A 14870-nucleotide genomic window follows, 5' to 3' on the forward strand; every position below is an offset into this window, starting at 1 on the left:
TTTGTTAGTAATTGGTTATGCCGCAAAGATATGCTGGGTTGCGATGCGTGTCAAGGCGGAAAATAGAATGGTTACCTTTATTTCTTTCTCAACGTCACATCACTGATTTCTACAATACCACCTTTATTCTGAGCAAGGATGGCTACATAACAATCTTTCAGGATAGCATCATCATCATCCGTATCGGACACTTCCAGATTAGCATTGGCTTTCTTACTGCTAATGGCATTTACCACCTGTCCCATGTCGTAGTAAACCACCACTTTGGTCCATTTATCAGCATCTTTAATCTTGAAGTTGTATTGTGCGCCCGAAGCATTCGGCTGAGAATCAGCATCGTAATCCCGACGCATAAAGAATGTAGTATTGTACTTACCATTATCATTCTTTTCTTCGTTAGTCTGCTTGATATATACACTCACCGGAGTACCTGCTTCTTTAGCTTTTGCGTAGAAAGTGAGAACATAGATACCTTTTTCCAGCCCGTCTGTAACACGCTGTCCCAAGAAAGCCTTATACCAGGAGATGTTCTTTGAAGCACCCGAATTATCAATTTTCATAGCATTAGGATACTTGGCATCACCGGTTTGTTCCCATGCAATGGTAGTCGCTCCGTCAGTCTCATTATTCATAATGAACCATTCGCCTGCGGTAGCCTTGTTGGCATTGGTCACCTTGTTCGTTACTTCTGTGGCAAACTTTTCGTTTTTAATCAGATTTTGAGCGCTTACAGTCACTCCTGCAATAGCCAAAAGGCCGGCAAATAATACTTTTTTCATCTTACTGTGGATTTAATTAATTATACCTATTATTTCTTCTTCTAATTTTTAATATCTACTTCACTTGTTGGACAACAAATCCATATTTTCCTGTCTCTTTCTTTTCGTCCGTCTTCAGTGTGATGCGGTAAATCTCCTTGCCCCATACGTTAGACAAGCGCGAATCATCCAATTTAATAGTTTCCAATCCGGCTTTAAACTGAGGTGGATAATGCATTTCTACCTTTTGGCCTTTTACTTCAATCCGAATCTTTCCGGCTGATGGGAAAGTTACATTCCCCCAAGTTAAGAAATTCACTTGATTAGGGTTAATAGCCTCATCCAAGGTATAAACATCACCGATAACGAGTTTATTATCATCAAGCGCATAAGAACGAACCCAACTCTTCACTTTCGCCTCCACCGGATAAGCGGCAGCTATATCCGTAGAGAAAACACGCTTCTTCTCGTTGCAAATCGTATTTGTAGCCCTATACTGCTGCCCGAATCTCTGCGGTACACCGTTAATCATCGGCAAATTATGATAATTGCTTTGCATCGTCCAAATCGTATAACGGTCTTTGCTGAATGTCTGTTTTGTATAAGTACCTACGCCTGCATCAATAATCACAGGAATCGTATTGACATACAAAGAGAATGTTCCTACATCATTATGATTGTGGCTTTCATTATTGAATCCGCCTTTGACAGCAACAAACATACCATTCTTATTCTTCATATAGCAGAATTCCGTTTCGGGATACCAAGTGACGTCCGGCATATCATGTATCGGAGTGGCTTTCGCCAGATCATTACAGCAAAGCAGGGATTGAAGCGAACGGAAAGCATCATTGCCCATTGTAGCATACGGTTTCCTGCCATTCAGCAAGTATGCTGCAAAATGCATCATTTCATCGCTGTTTACGGCTTTACCGAAACGGTAAATCAACAAAGGATCGCCACCGCCTTTTGCCGAAGCATCGGCAAAGTTCACTACCCAGCCATCACCAACGTAAGAACGGGACATATATTCTCCCATCCGGCGAATCATCGGTTCGTTAAAAAGAGATATCTTACCACCTGTACCATCGGAAAGGATTTGAAGATAGTCATAGAGTTTTCCGGCAGCATGTCCCCAGTAAGATGTTCCCTCTTCGCAAGCCCCGTCGGATTTCACGAAATTAATGAACTTATCTACCGACTTCATGGAACGATAAACCGCTTTCGCCAATTTCTCCTTATTGTTTTCCATCAGGAAGAAACATTGCAGGGCGTTGGAGTTACACCAAGGATTCCAGTTATTGATAATTTCTCCCGGATTCCAGTTGAAAGCCATCCACCACATTTCATCATCATTCATATAAGGGTCGAGGATTCGTTCTTTGATAGCTTTACGCATTTGCAAAGATACTACGGGATTAATCTTATCGAACGGCTTGCGGAAGAAATAGTGTACCCAAGCCATCAAAGCTCCGTAACCGCCCGAACCGAGGTCGATAATCTGTTCACGAAAGTCGGGAAGAGAGCGTTTGCTGCTTTGCCGGGGTAAATGTGCGGACAAAACCCATGAATTCATTTCACAACTCATATAAGCGCCGTTCAGCAGTTGGTCGATAAAACGCCCTTTACCTTCGGCCAATTCGGCAAGCATCAGCGTATTGAGTGCCTGACGGTTGGCATCATAAGGAACCTCCATCACTTTCCGGTTGCCGCTGCGTTCGTATTCCAGATAAGCAGTAGCAGGAATCAGTTGCCATTTGTAGTCGAGGAGTTTTTCGCCGGCTTCGATGAGGCGTTGCTTATTGGGGCCCATCAAAGAATCCCAGGCGGCGCGGTCTGTGTAAGCAGGATAAGGCACCCAGGCTTGTTTCATTACCAACACGTTTTTCAACGTAGTTTCGTCTGCTGCCTTTTGCAGCAGGTTGCGTTCGGTATAAGCGTTTGCCTTGAAAGAGAAACTTCCCAAAGCCGCTACTAAAAGAACACAAAGCAAATGTTTCATTCGATTCATGGTATTTTCATTCATTTAAGTATGGCAAAGATAACGTATCTGATAAAAAATGAGGTGAATAAATCATACGAACCTGATGACAAAAAAGTACATACTTCAAAAATCATACTATTCCCATTCACTAAATTCGAAACTCAACTGCTCCCAAGCACCACGCTGTTCATCTACTTCTTCTTTCGGATTGGAAACGGAAAGTCCGATAAGCCGAATCGGGTGTTGTTCATATTCCACACTTTTCAGCAGTTCTTTTGCTAGTGGAAGTACCCGGTCCAAAGTCGTCAGTTCCTGCGATTGGGTCATACTCCGGGTGATTTGGCTAAAGTCATGAAACTTGATTTTCAAGGTAAGCGTGTTTCCCTTGAATTCTTTATGGTTGAGACGTTCAATCAGTTCCACTGCTACATGATACAGTTCGATAATAACCGAGGAACGGGCTGAAATATCCCGTTCCAATGTACGTTCACACCCGATGGATTTACGAATACGGACAGCCTCTACCGGACGCTCGTCAATACCTCGCGCACATTCATAATAAAGAGCTCCCACTTTGCCGAAATGTGCTGTCAGCATCTCCAACGAACATTTACGTAATTGAGCACCATTGCTGATTCCGAGCATATGCATCTTTTTGGCAGTCACGGGACCTACTCCCCAAAATGATTCGATGGGAAGACGGGCGATAAAATCCAAAGCCTGTTCCGGATGGATGGTACATAGTCCGTCCGGTTTACGATAGTCAGAAGCTATTTTTGCCAAGAATTTATTATAGGATATTCCGGCAGACGCTACCAAGTTCAGTTGTTCGCGAATTTTCTGTTTAATCTCTTTCGCTATATCCACAGCTAAGGAAATGCCTTTCTTGTTTTCTGTTACATCGAGAAAAGCCTCATCCAAAGAGAGAGGTTCGATAATGTCGGTATATTCATGAAAAATCTCATGTATCTGCCGGGAAACGGATTTATAAACGTCCATCCTGCCGGATACAAATATGAGCTGAGGACAAAGACGTTTCGCTTTTAGTGAAGACATAGCGGAACGGACTCCATAACGCCGGGCTTCGTAACTGGCAGCAGCCACGACTCCCCGCTCTTCAGCATGCCCTACCGCCAATGGTTTGCCACGAAGTTCCGGATTATCACGCTGTTCTACAGAAGCGTAGAAAGCGTCCATGTCGATATGTATAATCTTTCTCTGAGTCATTCTTTGGGAATAGCAGAGCAAACTTACTATATTTTTTCGAATAATCATCATTCTTTAGATGACAGACAGGATAATCACAATAAAAAGTCATTTCACCCCAGCATCGGTAAGAAACAAAAATTATGTGTAGATGAACTTGTTGAAACCTGTACTGAAGTAAGCCAAACCATGCACAAGACTTACTCAAGTCACCTACATCATTTTATTAAGTATACCCAAAATCCATTTATTTTCTTGTCTAAATAAAACTTTATCTGTATTTTTGTAGTAGCCAATATATTAGACAATTATGAATAGCAACAATAAAAATCAGATAATCCGTTTTGACTGGGCTATGAAACGTTTGCTCAGGAACAAGGCAAATTTCAGTGTCCTTGAAGGTCTGCTCACTACGTTATTGGGTGAGAAGATTATTATTCAGAGACTCCTTGAAAGTGAAAGCAATCAGGAGGATGAATATGACAAGTATAACCGTGTCGATATGCTTGCCGAGAACTCCAAGGGTGAACTAGTACTGATAGAGGTGCAGAACAATAATGAATATGCCTACTTCCAGCGTATGTTGTTCGGTACTTCCAAGCTGGTGACTGAGTATATCAATAGGGGAGAAAGCTATGACAAGGTGCGTAAGGTATATAGCGTTAATATCGTCTATTTCTCTCTGGGACATGGAACTGATTTTGTTTATCATGGAAAGACGGAATTCAGAGGTATACACACCAATGATCTCCTAGAACTCACTCCATTCCAGAAGCAGACATTCAAGGTGGATACGGTAAGTCAGCTATATCCTGAATATTATATATTGAAAGTAAACGGTTTCAATCAGGTAGCGAAAAGTCCCCTGGAAGAATGGATCTATTATCTTAACACCGGAGAGATACCTTCCACTGCTACAGCTCCCGGTCTTGAGGAGGCTCGTGAAAGGTTGAAACTGGATAGCATGACCAAGGATGAGCTTGCTGCCTATTACCGTCACTTGGATAATATTGTTATTCTTCGTGATAATATCAATACCGAGCGTGAAGAAGGTAGAGCGGAAGGGCTTGAAAAAGGTAGAGCGGAAGGTCTTGAAGAAGGAGCAAGAAAGAAAGCTATCAAAGTCGCTCGTTATCTAAAGTCATCAGGAACCGCAATGGAATTAATTATTGGAGCTACAGGATTGTCTAAAGAAGAGATTGAAAAACTATAATATAAACTTTTTACATAGTATTTAAGAGGAACTATACAATGGATTACGTATGGTTCCTCTTTTTGTTTATGAAACAAGTAATCTACACATAATAATAAAAGCATCAAGTCCCAATCTAATCAAGAAATAAGTTCATTTTTTATGGGATTTAACAGGAAACAGATTAAATGAATATAAACATTATCCATGTCCCGTGGAAGGTTGCCTATGTACCAAATATAAAGCTAAAGGCGTTTACAATAGTGACTGCAAAAATTGTGGTCATCCTAAACATCCGAGCAAATATTAATAAATAATATATTCTAATATAAAATAAGGCTTGTATAATGGTTACAAGCCTTATTTATGTGGAGCTGGAGGGAATCGAACCCTCGTCCAAACGAGGAAATCATAAGCTTTCTACATGCTTATCTTTGCCTAAGTTTTCGTGCAGGAACAGAACCAAAGCCATCAATTCCTGCCTTATCCTCTAAAGTTTCATCAAAAGCGCGAGGCCGCCTTTGACTATCCCCGATGTGACTGCACCACTGAACCGGAATGCTTCGGAGCAACAGCTTCCGAGTGATGTCTCGTCCTGGCACCTTGTGCCTGGATTAAGCTAATCTACTATACTTCGATTAAGCAGCAAGAGCGTAATTAGTTTCGCCAGATAAAATTTTGATAACTGAGATTTAAGTGGAAATTACCGACCCACTGCATGCTTACCTACCATTTCTGCCCGCTGTCAAATCCAGTCAACCCCGAGATGTTGTACCACACTGAAATTCAGTGCTTTGCGTACTAAGAAACCCCATCGTGTGGACAATGTGTGGACATAAATCCTTGATTATCATCCCCATTTCAAGCGATTTCCTATTGCAAAATTAGTACAAATGCACGAAACTGCAAAATAAAACGGCAATATTTTGCATGTAACAACTCTCTATATCAGTTTTATTTTGATGCATCAGCATATAATATGTCTATCATTTCATCTGCTATTTTATTGTCATCGATTCGCATAATATTACTCGTTTCTGAATTATAACCAAAGAAGTTCATATTTCCATACCAGACTATGTGTTTATCGATGATGGCACATTGTAGAGTTTGTACATTGTTACATACTACATCTATTCCTGCATTTGCCAATTCCATCTCATTAGCTCCCTCCTCTTTGATACGTATTGCCACATTAATACCGTTATGAAGAATGTTGGAAAGTATAGACATAATGGCTGGTCTATATTTAAACTTCACTTTGGAAACTGCTATTATGACAGAATGCTTAGCATTTGCCAAATCGTTTCGGAATGCCATTTCATAATTATTTCGTTCATATATTAGATTCCGCGGCTTGTTGTCTGATTCAATCATAATGGCATCTTTCCCATAGCCTGCAGCTGCGTATCCCTTTAGACGCTTGCGATACATCGAGTCGCAGAGTGGAATATGGATATCTACATAGTCATAGATTACCACTTTACTTTTTCCTTCATACTCCCGATGCAAACGCCCTGCGTATTGTTCTACGTTCCCTTTCCATGCGATAGGCATGGTAAGAAACAATGTGTTAAGACGAGGATAATCGAAACCTTCGCCCACATACTTTCCCGTAGCCACAATTACAAGTGACTCTGTTGGAGGTATTTCCTGAAGCTTTTGTAACGCTATACGCTTTTCCTTTGTGGATTCGGCTCCAATGAGTTGCACTACATGGTCAACATGTGGCGTTAGCATTTCTGCCAACAAATTTACATGGACTGTACGTGTAGTTAAAAGCAACGGAGTGTATCCCTTTAGAATGGCTGTTTTTACATCTTCAATGATAAATTCGTTTCTATTCACATCTTCAGACAAGGCTTGTGTAATTTGAACATAAGTCTTGTCTGAAGATGTTATATTGCGGAAAGAAGTGAATCTCGGAATCAAAATGCGTTTGAAAACTTGGTTTGCAATCTGTGCTTTCGCATCGGAAGTGTATCTTATTTTTCCACATTGCATAAAGATGATAGGTTGATGTCCATCTTTTCTGATAGGAGTCGCTGTTAAACCATAAACATAAGCAGCTGTCACCTGCCTAAGTACCTGTTCAAAACTAACAGACGAGACATGATGACATTCGTCGACAACAACCATGCCGTAATCTCTGACAAAAGGTTTCACTTCGCCATCGGTCAAACAAGACTGTATCAAGGCAATGTCAATTATATCATGCAAGGAATTCTTGCCAGAACATAAACAACCAATGATAGATGATTGCTTCTTTCGTCCTCGTCTTCTTTTCGGTTCTTCTATAGTTTCGTTTACTTCAAGAAAGTTTTCCAATCGCTCTTTCCATTGTTCAAGCAAAGCTTTGTTATGGACAAGTATCAGAGTGTTGACCTTTCTCTTGGCAATCATGCCAATGGCAAATACGGTCTTTCCAAATGCTGTCGTGGCAGACAGTGTGCCAATGTTATGCTTCGCAAAAGCTTCTATTGCCTTTTGCTGTTCTTCTCGAAGTTTGCCTTTAAACGTCACATTGATGCTCCGCCCTGGATTTGTTTTATCAGAAATCGTAACATTGACATTATGTTGGCTTAAGACATCACAAACAGCATCTTCACATCCACGTGGAAGTGCGAGATAATCATCTGTCATTTCAGAACAAGAAATGATGCGTGGAATATTGTAAGTGGAAAGACGCATGCCTTGCTTTTCATAAAATTCAGGATTGCGGAAGGCCGCTATGCGCTTGAAAGCGTTCACACATTTAGCGGATAAGTTAGCTAAAGGTATATAAAGAATGTTTGCTCTTATCAGAACTATTTGTTTTGGATAGCAATCTGCTAAAGGATTATCTATTTGAGGAGTTTCCCAAGGCTTTGTCTCACTGGACTTTGAAAGTTCGCCTAAGGTAGGCACCGTATGTTGTCGTAATAACAAATCAATTTCTGCCTCTGAGAACTTATGTATTTGTGACAAAAACGTCCATTGATCTTCATACGCGTTGAACTTGTTATCTACAAACACACTATTCCCTTTGCGACGAGCCATACCTTGCAACGGCAAAGCTACAAGATTTCCAAGACCACCTTCTGGTAAAGCGTCTTGATTAGGAAAGAAACGGTCATAAGACTTGAAAGACAATCGTGCCTCACGATTCATAGCTTCTGTCAAGATGGCATTCCCTAATTTGCGTGCCTTCAATGCTGTTATTGGTTTATCAAAGAATATCCAAACATGCGCTCCGTTGCCAGAACGAGAACGTTCGATATAACATGGTACGTTCCAACTATTGCAGACATTAATGAACGCAAGAACATCATTCTTATAGCCATGTTCACAATTCTTGTCATCAAAATCAGTACATAAAAAGTAACAGGTATTATCTTGGCATATTGGATAAAGACCGATAACGTCACGTCCAAATTGATCTTTTCCTGCAAGATGGTTGAAGAAATCATTGTATGACAAATGTGCAAACATCCTGTTTGGGCAATCTGCACATTTGTATTTTCTCTTGTCACAATAATCTCTGTTCCATTCTCTTTCACACACAGGCTGATATCCTGCTTTTTGAGAAGATGGGCTATACCATCGTTTTGCGAATACGTCATCTCTACCTTTAAATAGGTTTTGAAATATCGCAACCTTTTCTTGTAAACTAAGCCGAATAGTATGGTCCGTAACAATATGAGTTGGTTGTTCTATAGTGCTGCTTTCTACAGAAACAGAATAAGAAATGCCATGCTGATCAAGTATTCTCTTTAACATAGCATTCTCTTTTTCCAATTCTTGCAGTCGCAAGGCTAACATGTCATTACGGCATTCTTCGGCTTGTTTCATAATCGTTTTTACCTTGATTGTCTGATTGTTTTTTCTGCCACACCAATAGCGTCAAGTGCTAAAGAGTTTTCACCCTCAAGCGCATCCAATATCTTGTCAGCAAGCCACAATGTTAGCATTTCCTTTTCATCCACTTTGAAGTATGTTGCCATTTGAATTACTTGGCTTCTTTTGGCTCGTCTATCTCCACGCTCAATCTTACTGAACATGGGAGTATCTATTTCTAAGTATGCAGCCAACTGGCGCTGCAATACTCCCTGCTCATCTCTAAGGGCCCTTATCTTGTTTCCGAATAACATATTCTTTGTATTGTACGATACAAACTCCGTTATAATATGATTTTTTCGACGTAAATCGGTAAAAATTACGACCTATTTCAACCTCAATGGGCATATTGGGTCGTAAAAAGGTCGTAATTAAGAAATTAGGTCTTATTACGACCTTATTATCCACTTTCGTCCTTTGGTTGTTATTAATTCATTTTCATCCATCTCAACAAGCAATTTGCCCACCATGCGCAGTCGCTGTTCGTCTGTTTTGTTGGAAGGAAGTACATCCCTCAAGTATTCATAAATACTGTCTCGCTTTGCCCCTTCGTCACCTGCGTTTTGTAAAAATTGCAGTATCATCTGGCGTAATTTCTCCTTGTCCAATCCTTTTGTCTTTGTATAAGAAGGAAGTTGATGCGTGTTTTTGGCAATGCTAAGAGAAATGCTGTAATGGGGAGCATCACCTTCAATAAGTCCACGTTTGAGCAAGTCTTGAGCTATATCCTCATGAATGGTTCTGCCTTTTTGTACTGCATCAAGCGAGATGCAATCCCATAGAGAAAGAGTGTCGTTTGTCTTCAACAAATCTGTGTATCGCTTGTTGATTTCATTGCCGTAAATGCGGACAACTACTTTCTTCTTGATCTGGTCAATCTCATAGTCTGGCATAGGGAAATGTCTGCGCCATTGCTCATTGAACATTTTCTTGATACCACGGCTTACAGTATCAATCATGTTAAAATCTACCATTGCCCTACACAGGCATTCATTACGGAAATGCGTCTGAGGCTCTTCGTTCCTTAAAGCATTCTCCAAAGTGCCAGGGATGAATGTGCCAGCGTTGGAATAATACAGATATCCAGGATTCTCCACGAAATTGATGCGTTGCTGAAGAGTGTAGTCTTGATGAGCAATGCAGTTATGAAGAGCCTCACGAATGGTATAGTCATCATACTGCTTCATCGTGTCAGGAAAAAGCGTACCTCCAGGCATCTCACGCAATGTCAAATTCTCTATCTTTGATAGGATTTCGTCCACTGTCAATATAAAAGGTACGGTGAAGTGTTCGTAGTCAACCACTTCTTGATTCTTGTCTCGACGAGTCCAAGTAACCTGTGCAACGGCAGGACGAAGTTTGAAAGCGGATTCATATTTACCCAACAAAATGATAGCAGCCCGAGTTATGCCTCCGTTTCTCGTCAATCCACACTTGCCCAGGAATGTTTGAACATTCCAAGCATTCACTTCTTCAGCAGGTATGCGACTATGAACTTTCTTGAACATCATCCGAGCCTTGGCAATAGCCACCTCATCCAAATCGTCTATTGTAGCATCAGGTACAATTTCTGCAGACCAATCCTTTGCTGTATAGATAGGCTCTTCGAGGATGACACTCATCCTTTCGTTAGTCATTTCAACCAAAGAATCTTCTATCCGCTGCCATGCCTTCTTGTGGGCAAGGACAGGACGGCGAGGCAAGTGTTTGGGGATATGTATTATCCATACTCGCTTGTTCGTATCATCCGTTACAAATTCCTCGATGCTTAGTCCTTCAGATGAAAGATAAGTGCATTGTTCTGTGAGTTTGAACGTCGCAGACTGCGTGTTTGCAGGCTGACCATTAAAGGTAAGTCTTGAAATGTCTGTACCGACAATTTCAAGTGTCTTGTCCTTGACACCAATCACCAGATGTCCTCCCTCCATATTGGCGATTGCCGACACGTAGGATATGACATCATCTTTCTCGTCACCGCAGAAAGAGTTCTTCAGATTCTTAAATTCCTTCCATTCACAACGAGCATTCTCTTGTGGGTACTCACGGAGGAGATATTGTTGTAGTTCGAGTTCGAGCATAATGTACTTGTATGATATTCTTGAAAAAAGTCTATTAGAGCCATCAAAACAGCTCTCGTTGCGCTTTACCTTTCAAATTATAATAAATTCTATTCTTTATCTTCTTTTTTTCCACTTGCGACATCTTCTCAAGATAGCGCTTCATTTTGTCATCTCTCCAATCTATGTGTAATTTGCTAATGATTTCTTTTGCGGAAATCATTTCGACACTTTTTAATACTGCAATTATATTTGAATCCAGTGTGTCTTTTTTTAACTGTTTAGGAGTTTTTTGTTCATTAGGGCTAAGGGTTAAAGTCTTTCCACATATATCTACGGCGAATGCTCCTTTCTGAATAAGTAAACGATTTGCATTTTTTTCATTATTGTCAGGATATCTGACATAGATAGGACGATTCTTTCTTAGACCATCAAGCACACCAGCCCAAGTTCCCCCTTTATCATCACTTTGAGCTACAAATATTTCTGATGCAATACCATATATAATAGGATTACGTGCCATTGCGAATTCTATCGACCATGGCGCTTTGGGAGCAAAAGCACTCATAACCAACACATTTCCTTGAATGATATGTTTTAGATATTGTTTAAAGCCAGAGCCAAAAGTCATTATGCCCTGTGGAAGCACAATAATACTTTTCCCATTTGCATTAACTGCTGCGTCTAAAGCTTGACGATCCACTCCTTTTGCAAAACCACTGACAACGACCTTGTTATCTGTCACAGCTTTCCTTGCTATATTTTCTGTGAAAGCTAAAGACTTCTCATTGGCACTTCGTGACCCTACAATAGCAATAGACTCTTCTTTCAACAGCGATTTGTTTCCTTTTATATATATGACAACAGGAGCATTAAACTTTAAATTTTTTTTCAGAAGCTTAGGGTACTCTTCATGAGTTACAGGTAATATGTCATACCCTTGAGACATTAAGTCTTCCACGAGAAATGAGTTGTTTGCCAATTGATGTCTTGCTTCTTCAAACTGAATTTTCTCAGTTTCATTTAGCCCGACAATATCCCAATTTGAAGAATTTTCAAACAATTCTATTATGGATATTTGTGGAACGTGTTGAAAACAGTTTACATATATCTCATTCTTACGCTTGGTCCACATCTTAGGAATCAATGCAAGCGTTATCCAATATGTCAATTCTTGTTTGTTCATAATGTACCTCCTACAGTTTTTGCTATAACGATAGGAACAATATATGTTGCTCCTTTTCGTGTTAATAAATTACCAACTTCTTTTAGTGTTGCGCCACTATCGTATATATCATCTATCAAGAGTATTGTTTTACCTTTGACTATGCCATCTTCTATATCAAATGCACCCAATACATTTTCACGTTTGCTGTATGAATTCTGAAATATCTTCTGTTCTTGTGTTACACGCACCTTTTTCAAAGCATGACTTATAGGAACGCTTATTACACTTGCAAACTTCATGGCAAAGTTCTTTACAAGATCTCCAGATTTAGTTGGAGGCAAGTATAGTACTAAATCAAATTTAACCTCTCCGAATTTCTTCCCAAACATAGACAATGTCTTTTTTAACAGGAAATCCGGAAAATCCCCTCCATTCTCATATTTACTTCGATGTATAGCTGCTCCTACATTGGAAGTTCCATAATAAGAGGCTGCATAGCCATTCACCATATGTGATGCTTTTCTTAGATGCTCTTTTATTATTTCTACTTCTTCATGGGTATAGTCAGATTCTCTAATGCTATTTTTATATTCATTCACATATCGTTTTACGACCTCATTGTTTTGGTCCTTTATAGTTTTCTCTATCAATATCTTTTTAGGAGAAGTAATACAGACCCTAATCCCGCATTTTTTCGTAGTCCATGAAGCAAGTTCCAAAATTGGGAAAAATGTATTTCTAAAATCCTCAAGTTTCTTCATTAGCTCTAGTGACGTAACTATGTGAATTTTCTCTAAATTCGTGTTGTCGCAATTTCTATAATCCATTTGCTCGTCACTATCCAGAAACTTGCATAAGTATTTCATTCTTGGCATATCAGTATATATATACTGTTCCATAGAACGAAGTTCATTCAGCTTTGCTTCTCTCTGCTCCTCAAAATATTTTGTATTTAGGACCGGGGCATTATATTGGTATTCATATTTCTTTGTTTTGCCATAGATAACCTCCTTGATGATTCCTTGATCTATCAAATCTGCTTTAATCACCCTTGCTTGAGTTTGCTTAAGATTAGCTTTTTTTAGGATTTCTCTCTCAGACAGAGGTTCTTCTTTTAATAATTCTATGACCTTTTGATATTTTTTTATTGACGGACGAGCACCGTCTATGAATGAAAGAGGAAGTACTAAGTCTGTAGGCACTTCTCTTCCATTGTCTTTACTTTCATTGTAAAACAATATTATACGTGTAGGTTTTCCGTCACGTCCCGCACGTCCAATCTCCTGATAGTAGTGAATAGGTGATGCTGGAATTTGAGTATGTATGATAAAACGAATGTCAGGCTTATCTATTCCCATACCTAAAGCATTGGTTGATACTACACACTTCCATTTGTTTTGCATTAGGCCACTCTCTATAGACCTTCTTGTATCTGCATCGAGACCTGCATTATAATCTATAGCTTTGACTCCGACAAACTGAAGCCATTTCGCATAAGTTTCTGTGGCTATACGTGTGCCTGTATATATTAAGCCAATACCATCTAATTTGCCAATGTTTTGAGCCAACCATATCATTTTTTCATCTTCAGACATAACCTTTATTACTTGCAGAGCAAAGTTCGGTCGCACAAGGCTTCCTCTGATTGTAGTCAATTGTCCACCTATCTGTTGTTCAATATCATGTTGAACCCTTTCTGTTGCGGTTGCAGTAGTAGCAAGGACAGGTAAGTTCTTCGGAAGGAACTGTACTAAATTAATAATCCTGCGGAACGATGGCCTAAAATCATGACCCCAAACAGAAATAGTGTGTGCTTCATCAATTACAATCATTGAAAGCTTTATGTGACGAGTAGCTTCTATCCATTCGTCATTCTCCTGTCTTTCGGGTGCTATATATAATATCTTTACTTCATTGTTTTTAGCACGTCGAATAGCTTCTTGATTATCCTCATGCGACTGCTCTGAATTAATATAAGCTGCAGGAATGCCTTTTTTCACCAATCCTCTAACTTGATCACGCATTAGAGCTATCAGTGGAGAAAAGACAACCGTAACTCCATCAAATACTGTGGCAGGGAACTGGTAACACAACGATTTGCCGAATCCAGTACGTTCTATCATTAGGATTCGTTCTCCTCGAAGTATTCGTTCGATAGACTTCCACTGTTCATCATAGAAATGCTCTATGCCAAATTTTTCCTTCAGTTTTGTTTCAGCATCTTTTCTTGTCAAAATAATCTGCATACGCATTTTGTTTTAGATATTTTTTATATTGCAAAATCATTTCATCTCTGACATTATCCGAGATGGAGGGCGTACAAGAGATAAGTCTTGCACTTGGACACGATGAGTCTGTGTCGGTAGGCTGCCCATTATACAATGAAGCGTCAGCCGTTAAAGGCTGTTTGGTGTTATCTTCCAATGTTGTTCAGAGGTTAGATTAAAACCAATAGACTTATTCTTGATAGAATTGTCATATTTTGACTACAAAATTATATAGAAAAATCGATTTTTTCTACACCGGCACAATAAAAACCGAGGCCAACCCTGAAACTCTGCTTCATACTTCGTTTAATTGTTACGAATGTCCTATATTTAAGGAGTGTAACTAAAAAATCTCAAATATG

General features: G+C 39.7%; 9 protein-coding genes and 1 other RNA gene. 1 reads left to right on the forward strand and 9 read right to left on the reverse strand.

Going from position 1 to position 14870, the window contains the following annotated elements:
• Positions 1 to 77: 77 nt before the first annotated feature.
• The 3 genes from NSB03_RS17900 to dinB form a co-directional block, all read right to left on the reverse strand.
• Entirely contained in the window at positions 78 to 779 is a 702-nt protein-coding gene (locus NSB03_RS17900; RefSeq protein ID WP_024988480.1) for a BT4411 family hyaluronic acid-binding protein, read from the reverse strand.
• Positions 780 to 834: 55 nt separating this feature from the next.
• Positions 835 to 2769, reverse strand: coding sequence for a heparinase II/III domain-containing protein (locus tag NSB03_RS17905; protein WP_257466555.1), 1935 nt, complete (start codon positions 2767 to 2769; stop codon positions 835 to 837).
• A 108-nt stretch (positions 2770 to 2877) separates the two neighbouring features.
• Positions 2878 to 3969, reverse strand: a complete 1092-nt coding sequence (gene dinB, locus NSB03_RS17910; RefSeq protein WP_024988479.1) for a DNA polymerase IV — start codon at positions 3967 to 3969, stop codon at positions 2878 to 2880.
• A gap of 289 nt (positions 3970 to 4258) precedes the next feature.
• Here dinB and NSB03_RS17915 point away from each other — a divergent pair, with 289 nt between their 5' ends.
• Positions 4259 to 5161, forward strand: coding sequence for a PD-(D/E)XK nuclease family transposase (locus NSB03_RS17915; protein ID WP_024988478.1), 903 nt, complete (start codon positions 4259 to 4261; stop codon positions 5159 to 5161).
• Between the two features lie 345 nt (positions 5162 to 5506).
• Here NSB03_RS17915 and ssrA read toward each other — a convergent pair.
• The 6 genes from ssrA to NSB03_RS17945 all read right to left on the reverse strand — a co-directional run bounded on the left by ssrA (position 5507) and on the right by NSB03_RS17945 (position 14487).
• Positions 5507 to 5903, reverse strand: a transfer-messenger RNA (tmRNA) gene (gene ssrA, locus NSB03_RS17920).
• 191 nt (positions 5904 to 6094) lie between these two features.
• Positions 6095 to 8971 (reverse strand): TOTE conflict system archaeo-eukaryotic primase domain-containing protein, encoded by a 2877-nt coding sequence (locus NSB03_RS17925; RefSeq protein ID WP_257466556.1) that lies wholly within the window; start codon positions 8969 to 8971, stop codon positions 6095 to 6097.
• An 8-nt stretch (positions 8972 to 8979) separates the two neighbouring features.
• Entirely contained in the window at positions 8980 to 9270 is a 291-nt protein-coding gene (locus NSB03_RS17930) for a helix-turn-helix domain-containing protein (protein ID WP_024988477.1), read from the reverse strand.
• 135 nt (positions 9271 to 9405) lie between these two features.
• Complete coding sequence (locus NSB03_RS17935; protein ID WP_024988476.1) at positions 9406 to 11094, reverse strand: RNA/DNA-binding domain-containing protein; 1689 nt, start codon at positions 11092 to 11094, stop codon at positions 9406 to 9408.
• Positions 11095 to 11137: 43 nt separating this feature from the next.
• Entirely contained in the window at positions 11138 to 12259 is a 1122-nt protein-coding gene (locus tag NSB03_RS17940) for a DNA-processing protein DprA (RefSeq protein WP_024988475.1), read from the reverse strand.
• Positions 12256 to 14487 (reverse strand): RecQ family ATP-dependent DNA helicase, encoded by a 2232-nt coding sequence (locus NSB03_RS17945; protein WP_024988474.1) that lies wholly within the window; start codon positions 14485 to 14487, stop codon positions 12256 to 12258. The genes NSB03_RS17940 and NSB03_RS17945 overlap by 4 nt, the downstream gene beginning before the upstream one ends.
• Positions 14488 to 14870 lie beyond the last annotated feature (383 nt).

Origin of the sequence: Bacteroides acidifaciens (genome assembly GCF_024623065.1) — a bacterium.
GTDB classification, from domain to species: Bacteria; Bacteroidota; Bacteroidia; order Bacteroidales; family Bacteroidaceae; genus Bacteroides; species Bacteroides acidifaciens.

Excerpts from the sequence above, each read along its gene's own strand:
- NSB03_RS17900 (WP_024988480.1), bottom strand. The coding sequence starts at position 779 with ATGAAAAAAGTATTATTTGCCGGCCTTTTGGCTATTGCAGGAGTGACT.
- NSB03_RS17905 (WP_257466555.1), bottom strand. The coding sequence starts at position 2,769 with ATGAATCGAATGAAACATTTGCTTTGTGTTCTTTTAGTAGCGGCTTTG.
- dinB (WP_024988479.1), bottom strand. The coding sequence starts at position 3,969 with ATGACTCAGAGAAAGATTATACATATCGACATGGACGCTTTCTACGCT.
- NSB03_RS17915 (WP_024988478.1), top strand. The coding sequence starts at position 4,259 with ATGAATAGCAACAATAAAAATCAGATAATCCGTTTTGACTGGGCTATG.
- NSB03_RS17925 (WP_257466556.1), bottom strand. The coding sequence starts at position 8,971 with ATGAAACAAGCCGAAGAATGCCGTAATGACATGTTAGCCTTGCGACTG.
- NSB03_RS17930 (WP_024988477.1), bottom strand. The coding sequence starts at position 9,270 with ATGTTATTCGGAAACAAGATAAGGGCCCTTAGAGATGAGCAGGGAGTA.
- NSB03_RS17935 (WP_024988476.1), bottom strand. The coding sequence starts at position 11,094 with ATGCTCGAACTCGAACTACAACAATATCTCCTCCGTGAGTACCCACAA.
- NSB03_RS17940 (WP_024988475.1), bottom strand. The coding sequence starts at position 12,259 with ATGAACAAACAAGAATTGACATATTGGATAACGCTTGCATTGATTCCT.
- NSB03_RS17945 (WP_024988474.1), bottom strand. The coding sequence starts at position 14,487 with ATGCAGATTATTTTGACAAGAAAAGATGCTGAAACAAAACTGAAGGAA.